Source organism: Terrisphaera buseokensis (genome assembly GCF_047521145.2).
GTDB lineage: Bacteria > Verrucomicrobiota > Verrucomicrobiia > Opitutales > Opitutaceae > ER46.
In genome coordinates, this window is record NZ_CM134186.1 from 1,623,131 (window position 1) to 1,647,191 (window position 24,061).

The 24,061-nt window shown below is 64.3% G+C and carries 21 protein-coding genes; 17 read left to right on the plus strand and 4 right to left on the minus strand.

The features are described from left to right. Nucleotides 1-128: 128 nt before the first annotated feature. The gene (locus ACLJEU_RS05890) at nt 129-1,103 is read left to right on the plus strand and encodes a 2-hydroxyacid dehydrogenase (RefSeq protein ID WP_414663563.1); all 975 of its coding nucleotides are present in this window, start codon (nt 129-131) and stop codon (nt 1,101-1,103) included. 23 nt (nt 1,104-1,126) lie between these two features. Here ACLJEU_RS05890 and ACLJEU_RS05895 read toward each other — a convergent pair whose 3' ends face one another. After that, nucleotides 1,127-1,981 (minus strand): sugar phosphate isomerase/epimerase family protein, encoded by an 855-nt coding sequence (locus tag ACLJEU_RS05895; protein ID WP_414663564.1) that lies wholly within the window; start codon nt 1,979-1,981, stop codon nt 1,127-1,129. Nucleotides 1,982-2,118: 137 nt separating this feature from the next. Here ACLJEU_RS05895 and tsaA point away from each other — a divergent pair, with 137 nt between their 5' ends. Beyond that, nucleotides 2,119-2,925, plus strand: coding sequence for a tRNA (N6-threonylcarbamoyladenosine(37)-N6)-methyltransferase TrmO (gene tsaA, locus ACLJEU_RS05900; protein WP_414663565.1), 807 nt, complete (start codon nt 2,119-2,121; stop codon nt 2,923-2,925). 353 nt (nt 2,926-3,278) lie between these two features. Here tsaA and ACLJEU_RS05905 read toward each other — a convergent pair whose 3' ends face one another. After that, a complete protein-coding gene (locus ACLJEU_RS05905; RefSeq protein WP_414663566.1) occupies nt 3,279-6,179 on the minus strand; it encodes a TonB-dependent siderophore receptor in 2,901 nt (966 codons plus the stop codon). 359 nt (nt 6,180-6,538) lie between these two features. Between ACLJEU_RS05905 and nuoB the strand changes: the two genes are divergently transcribed. The 14 genes from nuoB (at nt 6,539) to ACLJEU_RS05975 (ending at nt 20,946) form a co-directional block, all read left to right on the plus strand. Continuing rightward, nucleotides 6,539-7,048: an NADH-quinone oxidoreductase subunit NuoB gene (gene nuoB, locus ACLJEU_RS05910; RefSeq protein ID WP_414663567.1), complete on the plus strand. Its 510-nt coding sequence runs from the start codon at nt 6,539-6,541 to the stop codon at nt 7,046-7,048. A 36-nt stretch (nt 7,049-7,084) separates the two neighbouring features. Beyond that, nucleotides 7,085-7,735 (plus strand): NADH-quinone oxidoreductase subunit C, encoded by a 651-nt coding sequence (locus tag ACLJEU_RS05915; protein ID WP_414663568.1) that lies wholly within the window; start codon nt 7,085-7,087, stop codon nt 7,733-7,735. Between the two features lie 99 nt (nt 7,736-7,834). Next, nucleotides 7,835-9,079 carry an NADH dehydrogenase (quinone) subunit D gene (gene nuoD / locus ACLJEU_RS05920; RefSeq protein ID WP_414663569.1) on the plus strand — a complete coding sequence of 415 codons (1,245 nt, stop codon included), beginning with the start codon at nt 7,835-7,837 and terminating at the stop codon, nt 9,077-9,079. 118 nt (nt 9,080-9,197) lie between these two features. Then, nucleotides 9,198-9,686, plus strand: a complete 489-nt coding sequence (locus ACLJEU_RS05925) for an NADH-quinone oxidoreductase subunit NuoE family protein (protein ID WP_414663570.1) — start codon at nt 9,198-9,200, stop codon at nt 9,684-9,686. Nucleotides 9,687-9,805: 119 nt separating this feature from the next. Further along, a complete protein-coding gene (gene nuoF / locus ACLJEU_RS05930; protein ID WP_414663571.1) occupies nt 9,806-11,158 on the plus strand; it encodes an NADH-quinone oxidoreductase subunit NuoF in 1,353 nt (450 codons plus the stop codon). Between the two features lie 98 nt (nt 11,159-11,256). Further along, nucleotides 11,257-12,969, plus strand: coding sequence for a molybdopterin-dependent oxidoreductase (locus ACLJEU_RS05935; RefSeq protein ID WP_414663572.1), 1,713 nt, complete (start codon nt 11,257-11,259; stop codon nt 12,967-12,969). 35 nt (nt 12,970-13,004) lie between these two features. After that, entirely contained in the window at nt 13,005-13,226 is a 222-nt protein-coding gene (locus ACLJEU_RS05940) for a hypothetical protein (RefSeq protein ID WP_414663573.1), read from the plus strand. A 1-nt stretch (nt 13,227) separates the two neighbouring features. Next, nucleotides 13,228-14,388 carry a complex I subunit 1/NuoH family protein gene (locus ACLJEU_RS05945; RefSeq protein WP_414663574.1) on the plus strand — a complete coding sequence of 387 codons (1,161 nt, stop codon included), beginning with the start codon at nt 13,228-13,230 and terminating at the stop codon, nt 14,386-14,388. Nucleotides 14,389-14,493: 105 nt separating this feature from the next. Continuing rightward, nucleotides 14,494-15,036, plus strand: a complete 543-nt coding sequence (locus ACLJEU_RS05950) for a NuoI/complex I 23 kDa subunit family protein (RefSeq protein WP_414663575.1) — start codon at nt 14,494-14,496, stop codon at nt 15,034-15,036. 27 nt (nt 15,037-15,063) lie between these two features. Next, complete coding sequence (locus tag ACLJEU_RS05955; protein WP_414663576.1) at nt 15,064-15,579, plus strand: NADH-quinone oxidoreductase subunit J family protein; 516 nt, start codon at nt 15,064-15,066, stop codon at nt 15,577-15,579. Further along, entirely contained in the window at nt 15,576-15,884 is a 309-nt protein-coding gene (gene nuoK / locus ACLJEU_RS05960) for an NADH-quinone oxidoreductase subunit NuoK (RefSeq protein WP_414663577.1), read from the plus strand. Before ACLJEU_RS05955 ends, nuoK begins: the two co-directional genes overlap by 4 nt. 4 nt (nt 15,885-15,888) lie before the next feature. Continuing rightward, complete coding sequence (nuoL, locus tag ACLJEU_RS05965; protein WP_414663578.1) at nt 15,889-17,781, plus strand: NADH-quinone oxidoreductase subunit L; 1,893 nt, start codon at nt 15,889-15,891, stop codon at nt 17,779-17,781. Nucleotides 17,782-17,788: 7 nt separating this feature from the next. Further along, the gene (locus tag ACLJEU_RS05970; protein WP_414663579.1) at nt 17,789-19,300 is read left to right on the plus strand and encodes a complex I subunit 4 family protein; all 1,512 of its coding nucleotides are present in this window, start codon (nt 17,789-17,791) and stop codon (nt 19,298-19,300) included. 125 nt (nt 19,301-19,425) lie between these two features. Next, nucleotides 19,426-20,946 carry an NADH-quinone oxidoreductase subunit N gene (locus tag ACLJEU_RS05975; protein WP_414663580.1) on the plus strand — a complete coding sequence of 507 codons (1,521 nt, stop codon included), beginning with the start codon at nt 19,426-19,428 and terminating at the stop codon, nt 20,944-20,946. A gap of 298 nt (nt 20,947-21,244) precedes the next feature. Here the strand turns inward: ACLJEU_RS05975 and ACLJEU_RS05980 are convergent, their stop codons facing one another. Together ACLJEU_RS05980 and ACLJEU_RS05985 are read right to left on the minus strand one after the other, a co-directional pair. Continuing rightward, nucleotides 21,245-22,087 carry a hypothetical protein gene (locus tag ACLJEU_RS05980; protein WP_414663581.1) on the minus strand — a complete coding sequence of 281 codons (843 nt, stop codon included), beginning with the start codon at nt 22,085-22,087 and terminating at the stop codon, nt 21,245-21,247. 240 nt (nt 22,088-22,327) lie between these two features. Beyond that, nucleotides 22,328-22,543, minus strand: coding sequence for a hypothetical protein (locus tag ACLJEU_RS05985; protein WP_414663582.1), 216 nt, complete (start codon nt 22,541-22,543; stop codon nt 22,328-22,330). 128 nt (nt 22,544-22,671) lie between these two features. Here ACLJEU_RS05985 and ACLJEU_RS05990 point away from each other — a divergent pair, with 128 nt between their 5' ends. Then, the gene (locus ACLJEU_RS05990) at nt 22,672-24,018 is read left to right on the plus strand and encodes an FAD-dependent thymidylate synthase (protein WP_414663583.1); all 1,347 of its coding nucleotides are present in this window, start codon (nt 22,672-22,674) and stop codon (nt 24,016-24,018) included. Nucleotides 24,019-24,061 lie beyond the last annotated feature (43 nt).

Sequence of the window (24,061 nt, forward strand, 5' to 3'; positions counted from 1 at the left end):
TTGCTGACCCCTTACGGGGCGGGTTTCACGTTTTTGGGACCGGTCTGCTGAATATCAGCGGCCGGTCCTCTTTTTGTGAGAAGAAATCCTCGGCCTGCCGCGCCTCGTCGCCACACTTCGCCTACCCGATGAAACCGAAGGTCTTTATCACCCGCGAGATTCCCGCCCCCGTCCTGGCTTTTCTGCGCGAACACACCGAACTCACGCTGAACCCCGACGACCGGGTGCTGTCCGCCGCCGAAGTGATCGCGGGCGCGCGCGGCTGCGAGGCGTTGTTGTGCAACATCACCGATCCGGTCGGCGCGGAGATCATGGACGCCCTGCCGGGCCTGCGCGTGATCGCCAATTTCGGCGTCGGTTTCAACAACATCGACGTCGCCGCTGCGACCGCGCGGAAGATTCCCGTTACGAACACGCCGGGCGTCCTGACCGAGGCCACGGCCGACATCGCCTTTGCCCTGCTCCTCGCGAGCGCACGCCGGCTCGGCGAGGGCGAGCGCTTGGTGCGCTCCCGCGCTTGGACCGGTTGGAACCCGATGCAGATGCTCGGCGCGGATGTCACCGGCGCCACGCTCGGCCTGATTGGCTTCGGGCGCATCGGCCAGGCCATGGCGAAACGCGCCCGCGCCTTCGACCTCACGGTCATCTACTGGAACCGCACGCGGCTCAGCCCGGCGGAGGAGCAGGCGCTGCAGGTGACGTATCGGCCGTTCGACGACGTCGTCGCCGCGGCGGATTTTCTCTCGCTCCATGTCGCGTACAACAAGGACACGCATCACCTGATCGGTGAGAAGCATTTCGCCGCGATGAAACCAACGGCCATCGTGATCAACACCGCCCGCGGCCCGGTGCTCGATGAGAAGGCGCTCGTGCGCGCCCTGAGTGCGAAACGCATCGGCGGTGCCGGCCTCGATGTCTTCGAGCGTGAACCCGTGCTCGAGCCGGAATTGTACACGCTGCCGAACGCCGTCGTGGTACCGCACCTTGGCAGCGCGACGATCGGCACGCGCACCAAGATGGGAATGCTCGCCGCGAAGAATCTCCTCGCGGTGTGCGCGGGCCAGCGCCCGCCGAACTGCGTCAATCCGCAGATTTACGGCTGAAGTTCGGCACCGACCTCCGAATCTCAGTCAGTGGTGAACGCGCGCCAGGCCGCCATGCTGCGCGTGAGCACCTCGCGCGGGTCGGCTTTGATGTTGTAGCCCTGAAAGCCGACCGGCCCGGTGTAACCGAGGGTCTGCAGCTGGCGCACGAAACCCTTCAGGTCGTAGGTGCCAACGTCGAGCGGTTGAATCAAACGGTCCCAGCCCATCGCCTGCGTATCGCCGGTGTCGGCGCCGCTGATGGTGACGAACATCAGGCGCGGCAGCGCCGCGCGCAGCACGGGCAGTGGATTGCGCGCCGCGCCTTCGACCTTCAGCCAGTGACACAGGTTGAAGGTCACGCCGACGTCGGCGCGATTGACCTTGTCCGCCACGCGCAGGGCGTCCTCGACCCGCGCGAGCCAGAATCCGGTGTGCGGATACAGCGCAATGCGGATCCCGCTGGCCGCGCCGGCCTCGGCGATCGCGCGCACCTGCGCGACGACCAGATCGTCGGCGGCGGGCGACGAGACGCCGTGCGCGGTGCCGTCGGCGGCCGTGACCTTGTTGATCGCCAGCCACAGCACGGTGCCGGAACCGCGCATGACGGTGAGCCAGTGCCGGAGTTTGTCATCGGGGGCGGGGCGGGCGGCGTCGAGCGGCAGGACGAGGTAGCCGTTGAAAAACGTCAGCCCCTTGGCGGCGACGGCGGGCGGCATGATCTCGTCGAGCGCGCGGCCGCCAAAGCCGTCGTAGCCCAGCTCCCGCAGCATGGCCGGCGCGACGTCGGGTCCGCCGCGCGCGATGTTGTCCATGGCGAAGAACGGATTCTTCGCCGACGCCAGCGGCGCAGCTACGAGGCAGGCGAGGGCGGCAAACACGAAGCGAAGGGGTAACATGGGAGTGGGGACGTTTTTGATCAGTCGCGCACCGCAGTCAAATCGCGGCGCCGGGTGGCGCGCGTGGTGGCGTTGGGACGGCATTGCGGCGCATTTCGCTCTAGACGTCCGCCGGTCAAACCGGCCTCTTGGGGTGCTTGCTTCCGTCGCTCACGCTTCAACCGATCGGATTTCTCCGCACCCGGCAACGGGTGAAGTTTCAGGCCGGACACCAGCCGGAGGCGGCCGAGGAGGAGACCAACGTGCTGGAACTGCTCCCCGAGTGCGGCTACGAGCAGGCGCTGCAGGATCTCGCGGGCATGGATCGCGTGTGGCTGCTGTGGTGGTTTCATCGCAACGACTCCTGGCGTCCGCTGGTGCTGCCGCCCCGCGGTCCGTCGCGCCGTCGCGGCCTGTTTGCCACGCGTTCGCCGCACCGGCCGAATCCGCTCGGGCTCACCGCCGTGCGACTGCTCGGCGTCGAGGGTGGCCGGTTGCTGCTCGGGCCCTGCGACCTCGTCGACGGGACGCCGGTGTTCGATCTCAAGCCCTATGTGGCGGCCTACGACGCCTTCAACGATTCACGTGCCGGCTGGATCGATGCGGTGGATGCCGAGCTGCGTGCGCCGGCACAATTTGCCGTGGTGATGTCGGCGCACGCGGAAACGCAGGCGCGCTGGCTGAAGGAGTCCTGGTCGGTCGATTTTTCGGCGCGCCTCACCGAACTGCTCGCGCGCGATCCGAGCCCGCATCGCACACGCCGGATTCGGCGGCGGGGATCGACGCAATCGGAGATCAGCTGCGGCGCATGGCGGGCGGTGTTTGCGGTGGACGGCACGACCGTCACGGTGATCGCGCTTGAGCCGGCGTATCCGATGAAATTTCTGACGCGGCCCGGTTACGATGATGTGCCGGATCGCGAGGCGCAGCTGGCGTTCCTGGCGCGGTGGCCGGCGGGCGGCTGAGCGGGCGGCGGAAAGGTGGGACGCGTTGTCACCGGCGCGTGGTTTCACGGCGAACGTTGCGGTGAGCGACCGAGGGCGGTCGCGGTCCCGGGGACGCTCGCTTCGCACGCTGCATGCGAACAGGTTCCTAAGCGGCGGCTTCTCAGCCGGAACCATTCAGTTGAAAGGTGAAAGTTGAAGGTTGAAAGCCCCCAATCACCAGCAGCAGCCAACGGTCCTAGAGTGCGGCTAGGTTTCCGCCGACTGGTGCGTGACTGAATTCGAACCCAATCGACGGTGGTTGGGTCTGCTTCCGGTTCTTTCAACTTTCACCTTTCAACCTTCAACTGCATGAGTCCGGCTCAGGACCCGGCTTAGAAATCCACCGTCGCCGTCAGCCGGTAGCTGCGGGGCTCGTTGAGGTATACGCGGAGCAGGCCGTTCTCGGCGGCGTTGCGACGCCCGACGCCGGCGAGGTACGAATTGAACGCGTTGCGCACGTTGAGCTGCAGGCTGAGCGGCAGATTGAGCTGCGGCACCTTGAAGCGGTGGCCTACGAACCAGTCGGCGAACAGCGTCGGCGTGCCCCAGAGCGGCCGGCCGTCGAGCGACGAATACTTGGTGAGGGCCTTGCTCTGATAACGGGCGGCGCCGCCGACGAACAGCCCGCGCAGCTTCCCTTCGTTGAATTTGTAGCGGCCGGTGATGTTCGCCTTGTAGGGCCGGCTGCCGAACGGGTTGTTCTGCAGCGTGGCCATGTCCTCGAGACTCTCATAAGCCGTCGCGAGTTCGCGATCGATGAGCGCATTCAGCGCGGCATCGGTGCCGGCGAGGCGGCGCCATTCGGGAATGTGCGCGTTGAAATACGTGTACACTTCATTGAAGAAATTTTCCCGCTGCCGCTTCGAATAGGAAACACCCAGCCGCAGCGTGAGGTTCTTCGTCGGATTGGCCACGAGTTCGGATTCCCAGCCCACCGTGCGCGCGTCGATGATGCCCGCGTTGAAGAACACGACCTGGTCGTCGTATTGCGCCGGCGTGAGGCGGCCGGCGGCGAGAAGACCGTTGTAGATGTTGACGATGTTGGTGCCGCCGAGGCTCGACGTCGTGGCGACAGAGAGTCCGTCCGGAATAATGGCGGCGTCCTTCGTCTGCAGCGTGAGATAGCGGGCGAAACGGAAGAAGAAGCGATCGTCGCCGAGCAGATCGATCATCACGCCGTAGTCGTGGCCCATGCCCTCCGTCGGGGGCGGCGTCTTGCCGGTGGGCAGCACCGTGCGGTCGAGCTTGGGCGTGCCGTTGTTGCGCGAGTAGTTGTAGAAGGCGGACACCCGCGGCAGCACGTGCACGACGGCACCGGTCGAAAACGTCGTCGGCTTGAACGTATTGACTTCCTTGGTACCGTCGAAGTCCCACTCGTTCAGCACGACTTTCCCCGAGGTGTAGCGGGGATCGTTGCGGTCGGTGACGCGACCCTGGTTGGCCGACTCGAAGGTGATTTCGTCGATGCGGTAGCCGAGCGTCGTGACGATCTTTTCTTTCCAAAAGAAACTCTGGGCGGCGAACATCACCGCGCGATCGTCCTGCAGCGTGTGCGTGTTCGATTTCTGCCGGGTCACGTAGGTCGAGTGGACCGGGACGTTGTTGAAGGTGAACGTCGGCGTGGGGTTGGTCGGATTGCCCGCGTAGTAGGTGCGGAAATCGCCTTCGGTCAGATACTGGCGGCGAAACAGTGCGTTGCCCGCGGCTTCGGGCGTGGCGACATTGGCCACGGCGACATTGTTGGCGTCAACGACGATTTCGTTCATCCAGCGGCGCAGGCGATTTTGCTCTGACTTCTCGACGAGGCCGGCGATGCGGTGCCGGCCGAACCAGCGGCCGAGGTTGACGTCCCAGGCGGCGCTGAGCCGCGCGAGCTCGTTCTGATCGCGGAACGGATCGCGCGTCCACTGATCCTCGAGATAGAGCTGACGCGCCCGCGGGTTCGCGACGAGCGCGCCTGTCGTCTCCGGAATCGTGATATTGGGATCGCCGGTGAGGAACACGTTCGGATTGGCGTTTCCATTCGTGAGAATGCGGTTCTTGTTCACGAAATAGCCGGCCTCGAGCACGAGGGTCTTCGTCAGGCGCTGCTGAATCTCGAACGAGGCGTCGTGGAAATTCTGCCGGCGCAGGCCGCCGGGACCGGTGACGTTGAACGCGTAGCCCATGAGCGCCGGCGACACAAGCGTGGTGCTCGGGGCGCGCGCGCTGAAGAACTCGTTCCGCATATTGTAGACCTTGTTGTCCTGGCCGAAGAACGTGAAGCGGTTCGTCGTGCCGAAGCCGGTGAGCAACCCCGCGACGGCCGGCCCCTCGGTGAGCGGGCGATTGGCGGCGAGCCAGGAGGTGACGGAGTCCGTGGCGTTCCACGGCACGCTCACGCTGTTGACCGCGGTGCCGTCGTTGTAGGAGGCGCGCACGATCGTCTTCGCGAACGGCTGATACGTCACGGCGCCGCCGATTCGCTTCTGATCGTTCACGGTCCATTGGCGCCAGCCCTCGGCGTCCTGATAAAGTGCGAGCAGCCGCACGGCGAGCCGCTTGGGCAGCAGCACGTGATTGTGATCGAATTCGAAGCGCTGGTAATTCCAGGAGCCGCCCATCGCCTTCAACGTCGTGCGCGTGCGGTTGAGTTGCGCGCGTTTGCTGCCGAGGGCCACGGTTCCGCCCGGCGCGCCGAGGCCGAAGAGAATCGAGTTGGGGCCGCTGGCGAGTTCGGCGCGTTCGACGTTGTAGAGATCGACCGGGACGGCGGACTGCACGTAGTTGACCGACGACGAACCGGTCACGCCGCGCACGCGAAAGCGAAAGTCGTTGCCGGTGGAATCGCGGCCGGGCGGGTTGTTGAAGCCGTTGGTCGAGTCCTCGAACTCGCCTTCGACGTTGGTTGCATAGCCGAGCATCTCCTGAAGGTTCGTTGCCGCGATATCGGAGAGAAACTCCGGGGTGAACGGTGACACCGACGCGGGCGTGTCCTTCAACCGCGAGTTGAGCCGAGAACCGCTCGTGGTGTTGCCCGCCTGGTAACCGACGTCGGAGTCGGCGCGCACTTCGAATGGCGACAGTTCGACCGGCGACGTCTCGCGGCCGGCGGTCGTCGTCGTCGGGGTGGGCGTCACCACTTGGGCAAACGCGATCGCCGGCACGATGAGCAGAAGCGAGGCGACACGACGAACGGTGAGCGCGTGGCGGGGGCAGGCAGTTTCAGAGCCAGGCACGGAAAAGTAGGGCATGTTCAGGCGGGGTGAGGCGCGACGGAAAGCGAACGATCGGGTCGAAGGCGGGGGGGGCGGTTCGACGGCGAACGACCACCGACCGTGCAGGATTCAGGGTAAAGTTGAAGGGTGAAAATGGGGCGGGACCGATTCGGCCGGTCGCGGCGTCCGTTTATGACAGACTGAATCGCAGGCTGGCGGTCAGGGGGACGGAATGAGGACTTTTCCGGGTCGCCGGGTGCTTTCAAGCGGTGCTACGATTGGCTTGCGTGGTGCTACTAGTTGGGAGCCGTCAGGAGTTTTGCTAAAACCTCCTTGCGCGATGCCAACCGCCCTCCAACTCTCCAAGAGATTTTCATTTTCACGCCACCGACACCATGGTCACACCGAACACCGAGCTAGGCTACAACTCCAAGGTTGAGGGCGGCGTGATCGTGTCGCGGGCGGACGCGGCGATAAACTGGATCCGCACCAACTCCATGTGGCCGATGCCCATGGGACTTGCGTGTTGTGCCATCGAGCTGATGGCGGTCGGTGGCGCGCGGTTCGACATCGCGCGGTTTGGCGCGGAAGTGATGCGGTTTTCCCCCCGTCAGTCCGATTGCATGATCGTCGCCGGCACGGTGACCTACAAGATGGCGCCGCAGGTGCGCCGCATCTATGATCAGATGGCCGCGCCGAAGTGGGTGATCGCGATGGGCGCGTGCGCGAGCTCGGGTGGCATGTACCGGAGCTACGCGACCTTGCAGGGCGTGGATCGGATTGTGCCGGTCGACGTGTACGTGAGCGGGTGCCCTCCGCGGCCGGAAGCGCTGCTCGACGCCTTGATGAAGCTGCAGGATAAAGTCCGCCGTGAGCCGGCGTCCAAACGACTGCTGTCGGCCTGAGCCGATCGCGTCCCGATCCCGCCCACGACCCTCTACATGTCCGCCGACGCCACGACTGCTCTCAAGGAGAAGTTCCCGCAAGTCACCGAGCGCCCTTCCGCCGATCATCCGGCCGTCAACGTTCCGCTCGGCGATCTCGTCGCGGTGCTCCAGTTCCTGCGGGATGAGTGCGCGTTCGATTTGCTGATGGATCAGACCGCGATCGACTGGGCCGAGGGGGCGTCGCCGCGGTTCACGGTCGTGTACCACCTGTTGTCCACGACCCGTCCGGGCACGTACATCCGCGTGGCGGCGGCCTGTGCCGGCACCGAGACCGCGCCGACGGCGCCGACCGTGTCGCACCTCTGGCCGGGCGCCAACTGGCACGAACGCGAGTGTTTCGACATGTTCGGGATCACGTTCGAGGGACATCCGGATCTGCGCCGCATCCTGATGTGGGATGGCTACCCGTACCATCCGTTGCGGAAGGAATTTCCGCTGGCGGGCATCGAGACGGATTTGCCGGTGGCGGACATCGCCGAGGAGACGGGTACGCGTGTTATCGCTGCGCCGATGGCGGGCGGACCGTTCGTGGCGTCGACGGGCGAAGTGAACCTCACTGAAGCCGAACCGCGCGCGAAGGACGAAAGCTGGAGCGACCGCGGGGCGCGTCCCGATCAGACGCCGCTGCGGCAGATGAAGGACTGAGTTTCCCGCGAATCACGCGAATGCACCCGAATTCAATCCAGTTTGCAGCCGATTTCGCGTCCTTTGGCGTGATTTGCGGGCAACTCCCTTCCTGATTCGATGGCCACTGAACTAAACTTTCCCGACAGCGCCGCGAAATCTGCGGCGGGCGCGCAGGCGGCGCCGGCGGAGTTCCAGACCGAGAAGATGTCGCTCTCGATGGGACCGTCGCATCCCTCGACCCACGGCGTGCTCCGGCTGCAGATGGAGCTCGATGGCGAGATCCTGACGAAGGCCGATCCGATCCTGGGCTACCTGCATCGCGGTGACGAAAAGATCGCCGAGAACATGACCTACAACCAGTTCGTGCCGTACACGGACCGGTTGGATTATCTGGCCCCGCTTGCCAACAACATGGCCTACGCCATCGCGGTGGAGCGGCTGGCGAAACTCGAGGTGCCCGCGCGCTGCCAGGCGATCCGCGTGATCACCGCGGAGATGGCCCGCATCTCGGCCCACATGATGGGGCTCGGGGCGTTTGGTCTCGATGTTGGCGCGTGGAGCGTGCTGCTCTACTCGCTCGAGGAACGCGAAAAACTCTACAAGCTGTTCGAGGAACTCACCGGCGCGCGGTTCACCACGAGTTACACCCGCATTGGCGGCGTGACGCGCGATGTGCCGGAAGGCTGGCTGGGACGCGTGAACGCGTTTTGCGATCAGTTCCTGCCGATTCTCGAGGAGACGCTGAAGCTCCTGACGCGAAATAAAATTTTCATGGATCGCACGGTCGGCATCGGCGTGATCCCGAAGGAGGTCGCGCTCGCCTACGGTCTCACCGGGCCGAATCTCCGCGGTTCGGGCGTCGGTCTCGATCTGCGCAAGGACAAGCCGTATTCCGGCTACGAGCAGTACGAGTTCGACGTGCCGGTCGGCACGAAGGGCGACTGCTATGATCGCTATCTCGTGCGCGGCGAGGAAATGCGCCAGTCGGTGCGCATCATCAAGCAGGTCATCGCGAAGTTTCCCGGCGGTCCGTGGTACGCGACGGATGCGAAACGGATCTTTGCGCCGCCGAAGGAGAAGATTCTCAGCTCGATGGAGGAGCTGATTCAGAACTTCATGATCGTGACGGAAGGCCCGCAGATTCCTCCGGGCGAGGTGTATTTCGAGGCGGAAAATCCCAAGGGCATTCTCGGGTTCTTCATCGTGAGCAAGGGCGGCGGCGTCCCGTACCGCATGAAGATTCGGTCACCCTCGTTCTGTAATCTCTCCATCCTCCAGAAAATGTGCGTCGGCTGCCTGATCTCCGACGTCGTCTCGATCCTCGGCTCGCTCGATTTCGTGATGGGCGAGTGCGATCGCTGAACGGCCTCCCGCGAATGACTCGAATGCAGACGAATCAAACCAGCTTGCACGCCATCTCCGGGAAATTCGCGGCCATTTGCGTCATTCGCGGGCGATCCCTGTTTCGCTTCTCCGTTCGATGAATCTCAAACCCGAAACACTCCGCCAGATCGAAGAGGTCATTCCGCATTACCCGGTAAAGCGGAGCGCGACGCTGCCGTTGCTGCACCTCATCCAGGAGGACATCGGCTACATTCCGCAGGAGGCGATCGACTGGATCGCGGCGAAGCTCGAGCTGCAGCCGATCAACGTGTACGAGGTCGTGACCTTCTACCCGATGTTCCGCCAGAAGCCGATCGGGCGTCGGCACATCAAGGTCTGCCGCACACTCTCTTGCGCGCTGATGGGCGGCTACAAGACCTGCGAGGCCTTCGAAAAGGAATTCAACACGCACCGCGGCGAGATTTCCCCTGACGGTGAAGTCACGATCGAGTTTGTCGAGTGCCTCGCCAGCTGCGGCACCGCGCCTGTCGTCCTGATCGACGACGACCTCCACGAAAAGGTCGATTTCGCGAAGGCCAAGCAGCTCAGCGATCAAATCAAGAAGGAAGCGGCCGCGCGCCGCTGAAGAGAGAACCACTCATTGACACTTATGGACACTCATTTTCGAACCGGCGTCAGGTGTTCGCCCCTAGGAAACATCAGTGGGAATTAGTGCTCATTAGTGGTTAAAACGAATCTTCCAGCATGCCCGCACCCGCCCAACGCCGGATCATCTTCAAGCACATCGACGAGCCTGGTTATACCAATGACCTGGCGTGCTACGTCCGCCACGGCGGCTACGAGATGCTGAAGAAGGCCGTGGCCACGCCGCCGGCCACGATCATCGACGAGGTCAAGAAGTCCGGGCTGCGCGGTCGCGGCGGCGCGGGTTTTCCCTGCGGCGTGAAATGGGGCCTGGTCGATCGCAAGAGCGGCAAACCGATTTATCTCGTCGTCAACGCCGACGAATCCGAGCCGGGCACGTTCAAGGATCGCTACATCATCCACCAGGATCCGCACCAGCTGATCGAGGGGATCATGATCTCGAGCTTCGCGAACAACGTGAAGCAGGCGTACATTTATATCCGCGGCGAATTTCCCCACGGCGCGCGCATCCTCGAAAAGGCCATCGCCGAGGCGCGGGCGGCGAATTTCGTCGGCGCGAATATCCTCGGCACGACCTACAGCTGCGACATCTTCGTCCACCGCGGTGCCGGTGCCTACATCTGCGGCGAGGAAACCGGCCTGATCGAATCGCTCGAGGGCAAGCGGCCGTATCCGCGGATCAAGCCGCCGTATTTTCCGGCGGTGCTCGGCCTCTACCAGTGCCCGACGATCGTGAACAACGTCGAGACGCTGTGCCACGTGAAGTACATCCTTGAAGTGGGCGGCGACGCCTACGCGAAGATCGGCACGCCGAACAACACCGGCACGCGCCTGCTGTGCGTGAGCGGCCACGTGCAGAAACCCGGTTACTACGAGTACGAGGTCGGCAAGATCACGATGGGCGAGCTGCTCAACGAAGTCTGCGGCGGCCCCTTGCCCGGCCGGAAGTTCAAGGCGGTCATTCCCGGCGGTTCGTCCGCGAAGATTCTGCGTTTCGGCGAGACGTTCACCTTGAAGAACAAGGACGGCACCTCGCGCACGCTGACGGTCGAGGACATCCCGATGGATTTCGACACGCTCGCGGCGTGCGGCACGATGGGCGGCTCCGGCGGCGTCATCGTGATGGACGATACCGTCAACATGGTGGAGGCGCTGGCCAACATCAACGCGTTCTATGCTCACGAGAGCTGCGGCCAGTGCACGCCGTGCCGCGAGGGTTCGCTGTGGATGAAAAAAATCACGAACCGCATGGTGCACGACAAGGCCCGCGCCGAGGATGGCGCGCTGCTGAAGAGCGTTGCGGACCAGATCGCCGGCCGCACGATCTGTGCGTTTGGCGAGGCGTGCTCGTGGCCGACGCAGAGCTTCGTCGCGAAATTCGGCGACGAGTTCAAAGCGTATCCAGAAACCAAGCAGGGCCCGAAATCCGACGGCGCCCTCGAACTCGTCTGATTTCTCCCGCGAATGACGCCAATGCACCCGAATTCAAACCAGACCGAGTCATTCGCGTTTGTTCGCGTGATTCGCGGGCAACCCGCAATTCTTAGGAAATGATCGCTCCGCCAAAACCCGACCTCATCACCGTCAACGTCGACGGCAAGGAGATCGCCGTGCCGAAGGGCACGAATGCGATTGAAGCCGCGCGGCTGGTGGGAGTGGACGTGCCGTATTATTGTTACCACCCGAAACTCTCGGTGGTGGGCAATTGCCGGATGTGTCTGATTGAAATGGGCATGCCGGCCGTCGATCCCGCGACGAAGGCGCCGATCATGGATCCGGCGACGGGCAAGCAGAAGATCAACTGGATCCCGCGTCCGCAGATCGGGTGCGCGACCAACGCCTCGCCCGGCCTGCACATCCGCACGAACACGCCGCAAATCAAGGACTGCCGCGAGGGCGTGATGGAGTTTCTGCTGATCAATCACCCGCTCGACTGCCCGATTTGCGATCAGGCCGGCGAGTGCAAGCTGCAGGAACAGTCGACCGGCTACGGGCGCGGCTACTCGCGCTACATCGAGCAGAAGAACGTGAAGCCGAAGCGCACGCAGCTCGGACCGCGCGTTATGCTCGACGACGAACGCTGCATCCTGTGCTCCCGCTGCATTCGTTTCTGCAAGGAGATCGTGAAGGACGACGTCCTCGGCTTCATCGATCGCGGCAGCTACTCGACGCTCACGTGCTTCCCGGGCCGGCAGCTCGCGAACAACTACTCGCTCAACACCGTCGACATCTGCCCGGTGGGCGCGCTCACGAGCACGGATTTCCGTTTCAAGATGCGCGTCTGGTTTCTCAAGCAGACCAACAGCATCGACACCGAGTCGTCGGTCGGCGCCAACACCGTCGTCTGGTCGCGCGAGGGCGTCATCTATCGCATCACACCGCGGCGCAACGACGAGGTGAACGACACCTGGCTTTCCGACAGCGCGCGCGATCTCTACAAACCGGTCCGGGCGGAGAACCGTCTGGCTGCCGTGCGCGTGAACGGCGCGGAGAGCTCCGTCGATTTCGCCGCGAAGGCCGTCGCTGATCTCGCGAAGTCCGCCGCCGGCGCCATTGCCGTCGTGGGTTCGGGTCGCAGCTCCGTCGAGGAACAGTTTCTCACCAAACGGCTGGCCGACGCCCTCACGGCATCGACGCACCTCGTGAGCCGGGTGGGCGAGGGCGACAAGATTCTCATTTCGTCCGATCGGAACCCGAATGGACGCGGCGCGCTGATCACCGGGCTCGTCGCCGAGTTGGCGAAGAGTGGCGGCCTCGGGTCGCTCGGCGCTGCCATCGACGCGAGCAAGGTGAAGCTTGTCATCTCTGTCGGCGAAGATCTCGCCGCAGCCGGGCTCACCCCCGCGCAACTCGCGAAGGTCGCCGTCGTGTATCTGGGAACCCATGACAACGCCACGGCTGCCGCGGCGAAGGTCGTCATCCCCACGCTCACCGTTTTCGAGAAGAGCGGCACGTTTGTGAACCAGCAGTTCCGCCTGCAGAAATTCTTCAAGTGCGTCCCCGGTCCGGCCGGTGCGACCGACGATCTCGCGGTGCTGGCAAAACTCATCACCGCCGTCGGTGGTGCCGCGGTCCCCGGCGAGTTGCACGCGCTGTGGACGGTGCTGGCGAACGACGTCGCGGCGTTGAAGACGATCACGTTCGCGAACCTGCCCGAAACCGGGCTGCTGCTCGATGCGACGCCCTATGCGGCGCTGTCGTTCGTCGAAGGCGAGACGTTCCACTACAAACCGGCCACCGCGGCCGCGGTCGCGACGGCATGAGCTCTCGCGCCACGACGAATCAATCCCGCTGACCCATGCGTTACCTTGTTTTCTCCGGCCTCGGCATTGGCTTCCTCCTGATGGGGGCGGGGCTCTATGCGCTCACGCTGCGCAAGGCCAAGGCGCCGCCGGCGCTGCCGACCAAGACGCAGCTCCGCGAGCAGGCCGCGCTCGTGGAGGAAAACAAGAAGATGCGCCTGGCAGCGGGCGTGATCGGCGGTTTGGGCGCGTTGTTGGTCATCCTGGCCTTTCTCTGAGATGGTCGAATTCTACACTCACCTCCACCCGGTCGTGCAGGGCCTCCTCAAGGGTCTTGCGGTGATCCTGGTCATCTTTCCGCTCGGCGGAGCGTGCTCCATGGCGGAGCGCAAAGTGTCGGCGTGGATTCAGGGCCGGCCCGGTCCCAACCGCGCCATTGTGCCGTGGGTCTCCTGGATTCCCGTGATCGGCCCGTTCCTGCAGCGGCTCGGTATTTTCCACGTCATGGCGGACGGCGGCAAAATGCTGTTCAAGGAAGACGCCCTGCCGGGGCACGTGAACAAGTTCTATTTCATCCTCGCGCCGATCGTCGCGATGATTCCCGCGCTCACGACCGTGACCGCGGTGCCGTACGGCGCTTACATCGATGAAGCCGGCAAGGTGATTCCGCTCGCGCTGGCCAACGTCGATATCGGCCTGCTCGCGGTCTTCGCGGTGTCGTCGCTCGGCGTGTACTCGCTGATTCTCGCCGGCTGGGCCTCAAATTCAAAGTATCCGTTTCTCGGTGGCGTGCGGGCGTCGGCGCAGCTGATCTCGTATGAGCTTTCGATGACGCTCTCCGTGGTGCCGGTCTTCCTCTGGGTCAACGCCCCGGGGATGGAAGCCACGATGGGCCTCGGCCGCGTGGTCGAGTTCCAGAGCCAGCCGGGTTTCTTCGGCGGCATGTGGTTCGTGTTCCTGATGCCGGTGTCGGCGTTCATTTTCCTCACGTCGCTCTTCGCCGAGACGAACCGCCAGCCGTTCGACATGCCGGAGTCCGAGGCCGATCTTGTCGGTGGGTTTCACACCGAATACGGCGCGTTCAAGTGGGGTCTGTTCTTCGTCGCGGAGTACGCGCACATGCTGATTGGCTCGGGCGTGTTCACGCTGTTGTTCCTCGGCGGCTGGAATCCGCTCCCGTGGATCCCGTTGTCGGACTTCATCGGCTGGCTCGCGCATCTGACGCCGCTGGCGACGCATCCGATTGCCGTCGGCGTGCTCTCGATCGGCATCTTCCTCGGGAAGGTGCTCGCGATGATCTTTTTCTTCATGTGGGTGCGCTGGACGGTGCCGCGCTTCCGCTATGACCAGGTCATGGAGATCGGCTGGAAGAAACTCCTGCCCCTCGCCATCGCCAACCTCCTCGCCTACGCGATCGGCATCGCGATCATTCAGAAATAAGATGAACCACAAAGACACCGAGGTCACAAAGAAAGCCGGTGGCCGGACCGTAGGGTTTGGCTCTGTGCTCTCTGTGTCTCCGTGGTTTAACTAGCCTTCGTCGCCATGGCCGTCATTCCTCTCCAACGCAAACCGCTCACCTTCGCCGAGCGCACGTACGTCCCGCAGATCGTCGCGGGTCTGACGACCACCTGGAAGCATCTCGTGCGTAAGAAGGAAACGCTTGAGTACCCCGAGCAACGCCCGGCGATTCCGGCCGGCTACCGCGGCGTGCCGACGCTCGTGAAGGATCCGCATGGCCGGGAGAAGTGCGTCTCGTGCCAGCTCTGCGAGTTCGTGTGTCCGCCCAAGGCGATCCGAATCACGCCGGGTGAGATTGCTCCGGGCGCTCCGACCGGTCACGTCGAGAAGGCGCCGAAGGAATTCGAGATCGACATGCTGCGCTGCATTTACTGCGGCATGTGCCAGGAGGTCTGTCCGGAGGAGGCGATCTTTCTGCAGAACCAGTTTTCCATGACGGGCTACACGCGCGAGGAAATGGTCAACAACAAGGCCCGCCTGTACGAACTCGGCGGCACGCTGCCGGACCAGCATTTCAAGTGGGACAAGAAGAAGCACGCCGAGGACCACGGCAACGATCGGCACTGAACCCAGCTGTCAGCCGCCTAGCCCGCCATGAATCACCTCCTCTTCAACCTCTTCGCCGTGTTCACCGTCGTGACCGCGATCGGCGTCGTGGTGAACAAGAACGCCGTCAACGCGTCGATGTGCCTGCTGCTGTCCCTCGTGGGCGTCGCCGGCCTCTTCGTCGCCCTCGATGCCTACCTGCTGGCGTTCCTGCTGCTCCTCGTCTACGCGGGCGCGATCGTCGCGCTGTTTCTCTTCATCGTCATGCTGCTCGACACGAAGGGTGACGCCCGGCCGACGCTCAACCGGCTGCCGGTGATCGCACGGGTGGCGGCGATCGGGCTGGTGGTGGCGGGCGTCGCGTCGTTCATGACCCGCGGCCAGCTCCCGTCGCCGGACATTTCCGCCACGGCGGGCGTGGGCATTTCGCTGAAGCAGTACGCGTATCAGCTTTTCACGACGTATCTCCTCCCGGTGCAGATCCTCGGCTTCCTGCTGCTGATCGCGATGCTCGGCGTGATCGTCCTGAGCAAGAAGTTCGAAGGCCTGGAGGACATCAAATGATTCCCGCCACGCTCAACGCCTACCTCGTGATCAGCGTGATGCTCTTCGCGATCGGCCTCCTTGGAGTGCTGATTCGCCGCAACACGCTCGTCGTCTTCATGTGCCTCGAGCTGATGCTCGTGGCGTCGACGCTCGCGCTGGTCGCGTTCTCGCGGTTCAACGGCACGATGGATGGCAACGTCTTTGTGTTTTTCATCCTGACGGTGGCCGCGGCGGAAGTCGCGGTCGGCCTCGCCATCATCGTCGCGCTCTTCCGCCGGCGGCAGACCATCCAGGTGGACCAGCTGAACACGCTGAAGAACTGAAGCCATGACGATGCTCCAGCACGCCATTTTTGTCCTTGTCCTGCCGCTGCTTTCCGCCGCGGTCATCGCGCTCTTCCTGCGCCGCTCCGGCGGCGTGGCGGCGACGGTGTCGACCCTGACGTCCGCCACGATCGCCGCGATCGCGCTGCTCATGGCGCTGCGCGGCGAACGCTTCACGGCGTCGGTCGAGTGGCTGCGGCTCGGTGATTTTTCGCTCTCGATCGGCATCAAGTTCGACGACCTCGCGGCCCTGATGCTCACGATCGTCGGCATCGTCGGCCTGTGCGTGCACGTGTTCTCGCTCGGCTACATGCACGACGACTCGGCGCGGGCGCGGTACTTCGGCGGGCTTTCGATCTTCATGTTTTCGATGCTCGGCATCGTTTTTGCCGACAATCTTTTCATGATGTTCATCTTTTGGGAGCTGGTCGGTTTCAGCTCCTGGCTGCTCATCAACCACTACCTGCACAAGCAGTCGGCGGCTGACGCGGCCAAGAAGGCCTTCATCGTCAATCGCGTCGGCGACTTCGGTTTTCTCCTCGGCATCGTCTGGTGCTACGCGCAGTTCGGCACGACGAATCTCGACGAACTCGCCAAGGCCGTCGGCGGCACCACCGGCGTGGTCGTGGCCGCGGGCCTTCCGCTGCTGCTCTTCTGCGGTGCGATCGGCAAGTCGGCGCAGGTGCCGTTGCAGGTCTGGTTACCAGACGCGATGGAAGGCCCGACGCCGGTGTCGGCCCTGATCCACGCCGCGACGATGGTCGCCGCTGGTATCTACATGCTGTGCCGGATCAACGTCCTGATGGTGCCCGATGCGCTCACGGTGATCATGTGGGTCGGTGCGGCGACGGCGCTGTACGCCGCGTTGTGCGCGATCACGCAGAGCGACATCAAGAAGGTCCTCGCGTACTCCACGCTCTCTCAGCTCGGCTACATGGTCGCGGCGTTCGGCCTCGGTTCCGTTTCCCAGGTGCACGGTGATCACTCGCACATTCTCGAGGCCGGCGTGGGCGCGGCGATGTTTCACCTGACGACGCACGCCTTCTTCAAGGCGCTGATGTTCCTCGGCTCGGGTTCGGTGATCCACGCGTGTCACCACGAACAGGATATCTTCAAGATGGGCGGGCTGCGGAAGAAACTGCCGCTCACGTTCGCGACCTTCACGATCGGCGTGCTCGCGATCATCGGCACGCCTTTCCTCGCCGGCTTCTATTCAAAGGACGCGATTCTCTTCCTAGGTTACGTGAACGACAAGGCCGTGTTCGCCGTGCTGGTGTTCACCGCGATTCTCACCGCGTTCTACATGGTGCGCATGTGGAAGATCGTTTTCCTCGGCACGCCGCGCAGCGAAAACGCAGACCATGCCCACGAGGGCGGACTCACGCTCACGGCGCCGTTGGTGTTGTTGGCCCTGCTGTCGGTTTTCGGCGGCTACGGTTGGTTCTACACCTCCGTTTTCCAGGGCAAGTTCGACGAGGTGATCGACCTGGTGCCGCATGCGCACGATACGGATCATTGGGTGATTCTCGGGACCAGCGTGACCGTGCTCCTGATCGGCGCGCTGTCCGCGCTCGCGATCTACAAGCCGTCGGCCACGGACTCGCTGGCCGCGAAGGCCCCCGGGCTCTTCAGCCTGCTGGGCCTGCTGCGGACTTCGTTCGATCGCTTCTACGACTACTACGTCGAAAAGGTGCAGCAGCGGTTTGCGATGCTGTTGAACTTCCTCGAGCAGATCCTCGTGGCCGGCGTCATTGTGCGCGGTCTCGCCGGCGTCGTTGGGCTCTTCGGCCTGGGCGCGCGCGCGCTGCACGTGGGCAACGCCAACGCCTACGCGTACTGGTTCCTGCTCGGGGCCGCGGGGCTCTGGGCCTATGCGGCGGGCGTGTTGAACTTTTGAACTCGCGATGAGCAATCTGCCTTTTGATCCCCTGTTGATGGCCATCGCGGCTCCGCTCGTGCTGGCCCTGCTCATCGCGCTCGGCCTGCCGAAACGCTGGTCCGTGCGGCTGGCCTACGTCGCCTTCGCCATTCCGCTGCTGATGGGGCTGCACACCTGGTGGCATTTCGCCGCCGTGGCTAAGACGAGCGGCTATGCATTCCTGACTTCGTATTCCACCGGTCTCGAGGGCGTCGGTATCGCGCTGAAGCTCGGTGTAAACGGCATCTCGATGCCGCTGTTCGCCATGGCGGGCATCGTCGGTTTTGCGGCCGGACTCTACGCCATCCAGTCGGGCGCCGAGCGCCTGAAGATCTATCTGATGCTGCTCCTGATCATGCAGGGCGGGCTGATGGGCGTGTTCGCGAGCGTGGACGTGTTCTTCTTCTATTTCTTCCACGAACTCGCGCTGATCCCGACGTTCATCATGGTCGGCGTGTGGGGCGGTCGCGACCGCGCGTATGCGGCGATGAAGATGACGATCTACCTGACCGCTGGCGCGATGGTGTCGCTGCTCGGGTTGATCGCACTTTATGTGAAGAGTGGGGCGAAGAGCTTCGATCTGATCGCGCTCAAGGCCCAGCTCGCCGCGCAGCCGCTGGCCGGCTCGCTGCAAACGACGATCTTTGCGCTGCTCCTCTTCGGCTTCGGTACGCTGGTGTCGTTGTGGCCGCTGCACACGTGGGCTCCGCTCGGCTACGGCGCCGCACCGAGCTCGAACGCGATGCTCCACGCGGGCGTGCTGAAAAAATTCGGTCTCTACGGTCTCATCCAAATCGGCCTGCCGCTGATTCCCGCGGGCGCCGCCCACTGGATGACGCCGCTCGCGTGGCTCGCCGTTCTGGGCAACGTCCTCGTCGTCGGCTTCATCACGATCGCCCAGCGCGATCTGAAACAGATGATCGGATACAGCTCCGTGATGCACATGGGCTATGCGTTTCTCGGCATCGCGGCCGGCTCGACCATGGGCATCGGCGGCGTGGTCATGATGATGGTCGCACACGGACTCTCCGTGGCGCTGCTCTTCCTGCTCGCCACGAGCATTCACCACCGCACGCACACCTTCGCGATGGACGAAATGGGCGGGCTGGCGCAACAGACGCCGGTGCTGGCCGCGCTGTTTGTCGCGGCGACGTTTGCGAGCATCGGCCTGCCGGGCTTCGCCAACTTCTGGGGTGAGCTGACGATCTTCGTGGCGCTGTGGAAATTCTCCCCGCTGATCACCGCGCTGGCGATCGCCGGCGTGATCATCTCCGCGGTGTACGGCCTGCGCTCGGTCGCCCGCGTGTTCTTCGGGCCCGCGACGGCCCGCATGGCCGACGTCGCCACGCGGCATCCGCCCGCTGATCTGACCTGGGCGGAAAAAGCCCCCGCGCTGCTGCTGCTCGTCGCACTGCTGTTCGTCGGTCTCTGGCCCAAGTCGATGTCCGAGTCGATCAACGGGGCCTTGGCGCCGAAAACCCAAATGGCGAACAAATGAGGCAACCACTTATTCGCACTTATGAGCACTGATTCAGCAACTCTGCGCGGACCTGAATGCTGGATGGGTTTCATCAGTGTCCATCAGTGTCCATTAGTGGTTAAATTCCTCTGCCTGCCGTCTGAATGAATCTCGAAGCCGTCAAACTCGCCGCCGCGGACAACGTCTGGACCGCCATCTTTCCCGAGCTCATGCTCGGCTGCCTGGCGCTGCTGCTCCTCGTCCTTGAAATCGTGCTGCCGAAGCGGCTGCACGCGATCATCCCCGACGTCGCCAGCGCGGGTCTGCTCGGCACGCTCATCGGGCTCTGCCTGAACTGGAACTCGGCCACGCTCGGAACCACGACGTTCAACGGCCTGATCCAGCACAACGTCGCCGGTCAGGTCATGCGGGCGTTCTTCCTCCTGTCGGCACTGCTGGCGTCGATGCTCGCGCGCGTGACGCTCGCGAAGCAGCCGATGCCGAAGATCGAATTTTATCACATCCTGCTCGTCGTGACGGGCGCGATGATGCTGCTGGCGCAGAGCAATCACTTCGTGATGCTGTTCGTGGCGCTCGAGACGCTCACCATCGGCCTCTACATCCTGGTGTCGTATTTCCGCACGAGCACCGCCTCGCTCGAGGCCGGCTTGAAGTACCTCCTGATGGGCGCGCTGAGCTCGGGCATGCTCCTCTTCGGCATCGTGCTGCTTTACGGCGTGGCGGGAAATCCGCTGCTGCCCGGTCACACGGCGCAGGCGATGAACTACACGGAGCTCGCGCGCTTCCTCACGGCGAACCCGAACCATTTCGTCGCGAGTCTGGGCATCGTCCTCGTGCTCGCAGGCGTCGCCTTCAAGATCGGCGCGTTTCCCTTCCAGATCTGGGTGCCCGATGTCTATCAGGGTGCGCCGACGCCCGTGACGGCGTTCCTCGCGGTCGCGTCCAAGGGCGCGGGCTTTGCGGTGCTGCTTGGCCTGTGCGGACCGGCCGGGGCGTTTGCGCCGTACGCCGCGTTGACCAATCCGATCCTCATGGTGATGGCGGCCGCGACGATTCTCTTCGGCAACATCGCCGCGCTGACGCAGCACAACGTGAAGCGCCTGATCGGCCTCTCCGGTGTCTCGCATGCCGGCTTCCTGCTCCTCGGCGTCGTGGCGTTGAAGGACGCGCCGATGGCGATGGGGGCGATTTATTTCTACCTGTTCGCGTACCTGATCGCGTCGTTCACGGTGTTCGGCGTCATGGCGCACGTCGCCGGTGCCGACGACGCGGATCAGGAGCTCGATCACTACGCGGGTCTCGCGAAGGAAAATCCGTTTCTCGCGACGATCCTCGCCGTCGGTCTCGGCTCTCTCGCCGGCATCCCGCCGCTCGCGGGGTTCATGGGCAAATTCTTCATCTTCGTGTCGGTCTTCCAAGCCGGCCACGGAACGTCGCTCGCCATCGCGATCGTCGGCGTGGTGATTTCGATCTATTACTACTTTGGCTGGATCAAGGCCGCCTTCTTCGAGACCTGGGTGCCCGCTGCGGATGCTGCACCGGTGCGACCGGCTCGGGCTCCGGTCAGTCTGGTGACGGCCGTGACGCTCGGTGCGCTGGCGCTGGCGTCCATCGTGCTCGGTTTCTACCAGGGGCCGCTGGGTCAGTGGTTGTCGATGCGCTGAAGGCGGAGTGGGTGAGAAAGAACGGATCGTTCCGGGTGGCAACGAGCGCGGGCGAGTGGCGCTGGTGGAAGCCTCCGAAGCACCTGATACCAATCGCTCCGTGCTTTTGGACTTCTGGATCGATCGTGGCTACGAGCGCCAGCGAGTCGCCGAACGGCCACTCGCTGGCGCTCGTAGCCACGGCTAAAGTCCAAAGGCAAAGAGCGATTGGTATTAGCGGCGGAGACAGGCGGCCGACGGTATCTCTCGCGCCCGCGCGTATTCGGGAACGGGAGACAGCGGTGCGTCGCGTCGCGCCTTACTTTACGGGCTTTGGCTCCGTGGCAGGCGTGGCGGCAGCCTGCGTGCCCCAGTAACCTTCCGTCCAGCGTTTGGCGGTGGCGTCGTAGTGGCCGGCGATCCATTCGGCGTCGGCCGCGGGCGGGCGTTGCCAGCCGCCCTCGACCCACTGCCATTTTCCCTCGGACCACGAGTGATGTCCGCCAACCCAGCGCTCGCCTCGCTCGTTGATGGGCGACGGCGGTACCATTTCCGGGTGGGCGATTGGCGGTGCGCTGGGCACGCTCACGGGTGCACGCGGCTCCGTCGGCAGCGCTGCGCCGGGCGGAAGATGCGTCGCGGTGGTGCGCGTCGCGTCGAGGGTTGGGCGCGTCTTGTCCGGGACTGATGTCCCCGTGACCGGTGTCGCCATGACCGGTGTGCCTATGATCGGGGTCCCGGGCGCAGGTGTGGCTGGTTGCGATTTCGGACCGAGCGGTTGGGTCCCGGGCGAAATCGCGGGGAGTTCGGCCGTGGGCAGGCCCGACACGGGTGAAATTCCAGGTTGCGGCGGTTGTACGGTCAGGCCCTCGGGAAGCGGTTCCGCGGGCGGCTTGGGCTTGTCGCGCTTCGTGCGGGCGGGGAGATTGGCGGGGCTGACGGGTCCGCCGGACTTGCCGACGGCCTCCGTCGTGCCGGGTTCGTCTTTTTTCTTGGGCTCGACCGGAGCGGGACTGGTCGACGACGGAGACGCGCTCGCGGACGAGCTGCCCGGCGTGGAACTGCCACCATCGGAAGTGCCGCCGGTGCGTTGCGCGAACACTGAGCTGGCGAGCACAGTGCTGCAGAGGACGGACGTGACGAGGTAGGGAAATAGTTTCATTGCTGAAAGGACCAAGGTTGGGTTCGTTTGGGCTAAACTCCTCGCAGCGAGCGCGGCGAACGTGACCGTGACTGCGGTGTGCGGTGACTGACCGATCTGCGGCCGTTCGGTGCCGGATGAAGTGGAACACGAATTCTGGCCGGGACGGCGTGGGTCCGGGTGGACCGATCCATGCGACCGGGGGCGGTCGCGGTCCCCGGCGGTCCGGTCGCAGGGCAAATCTCCGTTGGGTTGGGCCGGCTACTGCCGTTGCAGCAACTCGAGCAGCGCGCGATCGAACTGATGGCTTGCCCACGTTTCGTAGGCAACGTCGCTGCGCTTGCTGTCGAGCACGCCAAAGCCGCCGCGAAATTCCCACCGCGCCCAGCCCGAGCCCGCCGCGCGCGCGACGGTCAGCACGTCTTCCATCCAGCGCAGCACCACGGTCGCCAGGGCCCGCTGGAAAAGTCGGCACATGGATCGACGCTGGGCCGCGCGTCGCGGCAAATCACCCTGAAATTCCGCGCGCCGGGCGGAACGTTTCGCAATGAAATCGCCTTCAGGATTGCGAATCGCACGGCAGTTTGCGGCCATGTTTCCGCCGCATGAGAATCACCGGACTCGCCATCGTCCCGCCGCCGACCGCGGCCGACCTCCCGAAAGTCACGCCCGAGTTGCTGGCGTCCGTCCTGGCGCGGTATTCGCGGAGCAACGAGGGCATTCACACCATTCTGTCGAAGGTGGACATCGCGAACCCGGACGCGTCGATCGATCGCATCCTCAAGTTCGTCGACTACGGACATGCGTCGATTGGCGGCCTCACCGGCGGGCTCGCCGTCGCGCTCGACGATGTGTCGATGTGGCTGGCCTATAAAATTTTTGAGATCGCCCAGATGGCGGACGGCCAGGAATCGAGCACGCGTTACATCACGATGGACGCGGCCAACCTGCCCACGGCCGAGGAACTCGGCATCCCCGCCGATCTGGCGCCGCGGTGGCGCGACGTGCTCGCGCGGTCGTTCGCGGCCTATCACGCCGAGTACGCCCGGCTCGACGCCCTCGCGACCTCTGAGCCGGAACGGGTGCGCGTGCCGGTGGATGCCAAGCCCGCGGTCGTCACGCGACTGCGCAAGAACTACGCGCTCGATCGCGCGCGTTACTTCATTCCGTTCGCCACCCGCACGAACCTCGGGCTCGTCCAGTCCTCGCGCATGTGGGCGACGACGGTGAAGCATCTCGATTCCCTGGCGCATCCCGAGGCGAAGGCGGCGGCGAAACTGATTCGTGACGAACTGCTCAAGCAGTCGCCGCGTCTCATGCGGCACAGCTCGGCGGAAGCGTCGTTCGTCGAACAGGCGCGGCAGGAACTCGCCGCCTCGATCGCGCTCGGGCGGGAACGCTTGTCGGCCGCCCCGCTGGCGGACGAGGTGTGGGTGAAGGTCGATCGGACGGCGCCGCCGTGGCTGCAGGAAACCCAGCCGGTGGCGGAGGCGTTGCGGCACCGCTCGAATCGTTATGGCCAGCAGGGGACCGCGACGCGCCGGATGCGCGTGACCTTCGCGTGGAACAACATGGCGCTCGCCGAGCTCCGCGACCTAAACCGCCACCGGACTGGGCACCGTTACACGCCGATGATTCAGGCCGGATTCTACCTGCCGCCTGAGATTGATCGCACGCCGCATGCGGCGTTGCTGGCCGACCAGCTTGAGCTCACCCGCGAACTGCTCGCGCGTGGCTCCGCGGCCTATGTTTACTCGCTGCTGCTGGGCGCGCAGACGCCGTTTGAGCATAGCACGCAGGCGGACAAATACATCTACGAGGCGGAACTGCGTACCGGCATGGGCGCGCACTTCCGCTATGCGGAGCACCTCAGCGCCACGCTGCGGGAATTTCTCAAACAGGTGCCGGAAGCCCGCGATTGGGTCGTCGAAGGGACGGCCGAACCGGAGTGATGCGGCCCGATCGGTGCGGGTAGGAGCGGCGTGGACCCGGGAT

Bases quoted from the DNA above. Each gene is read 5' to 3' on its own strand.
- ACLJEU_RS05890 (WP_414663563.1), top strand. From the start codon at position 129: ATGAAACCGAAGGTCTTTATCACCCGCGAGATTCCCGCCCCCGTCCTG.
- ACLJEU_RS05895 (WP_414663564.1), bottom strand. From the start codon at position 1,981: ATGTTACCCCTTCGCTTCGTGTTTGCCGCCCTCGCCTGCCTCGTAGCT.
- ACLJEU_RS05905 (WP_414663566.1), bottom strand. From the start codon at position 6,179: ATGCCCTACTTTTCCGTGCCTGGCTCTGAAACTGCCTGCCCCCGCCAC.
- nuoB (WP_414663567.1), top strand. From the start codon at position 6,539: ATGGTCACACCGAACACCGAGCTAGGCTACAACTCCAAGGTTGAGGGC.
- ACLJEU_RS05915 (WP_414663568.1), top strand. From the start codon at position 7,085: ATGTCCGCCGACGCCACGACTGCTCTCAAGGAGAAGTTCCCGCAAGTC.
- nuoD (WP_414663569.1), top strand. From the start codon at position 7,835: ATGGCCACTGAACTAAACTTTCCCGACAGCGCCGCGAAATCTGCGGCG.
- ACLJEU_RS05925 (WP_414663570.1), top strand. From the start codon at position 9,198: ATGAATCTCAAACCCGAAACACTCCGCCAGATCGAAGAGGTCATTCCG.
- nuoF (WP_414663571.1), top strand. From the start codon at position 9,806: ATGCCCGCACCCGCCCAACGCCGGATCATCTTCAAGCACATCGACGAG.
- ACLJEU_RS05935 (WP_414663572.1), top strand. From the start codon at position 11,257: ATGATCGCTCCGCCAAAACCCGACCTCATCACCGTCAACGTCGACGGC.
- ACLJEU_RS05940 (WP_414663573.1), top strand. From the start codon at position 13,005: ATGCGTTACCTTGTTTTCTCCGGCCTCGGCATTGGCTTCCTCCTGATG.
- ACLJEU_RS05945 (WP_414663574.1), top strand. From the start codon at position 13,228: ATGGTCGAATTCTACACTCACCTCCACCCGGTCGTGCAGGGCCTCCTC.
- ACLJEU_RS05950 (WP_414663575.1), top strand. From the start codon at position 14,494: ATGGCCGTCATTCCTCTCCAACGCAAACCGCTCACCTTCGCCGAGCGC.
- ACLJEU_RS05955 (WP_414663576.1), top strand. From the start codon at position 15,064: ATGAATCACCTCCTCTTCAACCTCTTCGCCGTGTTCACCGTCGTGACC.
- nuoK (WP_414663577.1), top strand. From the start codon at position 15,576: ATGATTCCCGCCACGCTCAACGCCTACCTCGTGATCAGCGTGATGCTC.
- nuoL (WP_414663578.1), top strand. From the start codon at position 15,889: ATGACGATGCTCCAGCACGCCATTTTTGTCCTTGTCCTGCCGCTGCTT.
- ACLJEU_RS05970 (WP_414663579.1), top strand. From the start codon at position 17,789: ATGAGCAATCTGCCTTTTGATCCCCTGTTGATGGCCATCGCGGCTCCG.
- ACLJEU_RS05975 (WP_414663580.1), top strand. From the start codon at position 19,426: ATGAATCTCGAAGCCGTCAAACTCGCCGCCGCGGACAACGTCTGGACC.
- ACLJEU_RS05980 (WP_414663581.1), bottom strand. From the start codon at position 22,087: ATGAAACTATTTCCCTACCTCGTCACGTCCGTCCTCTGCAGCACTGTG.
- ACLJEU_RS05985 (WP_414663582.1), bottom strand. From the start codon at position 22,543: ATGTGCCGACTTTTCCAGCGGGCCCTGGCGACCGTGGTGCTGCGCTGG.
- ACLJEU_RS05990 (WP_414663583.1), top strand. From the start codon at position 22,672: ATGAGAATCACCGGACTCGCCATCGTCCCGCCGCCGACCGCGGCCGAC.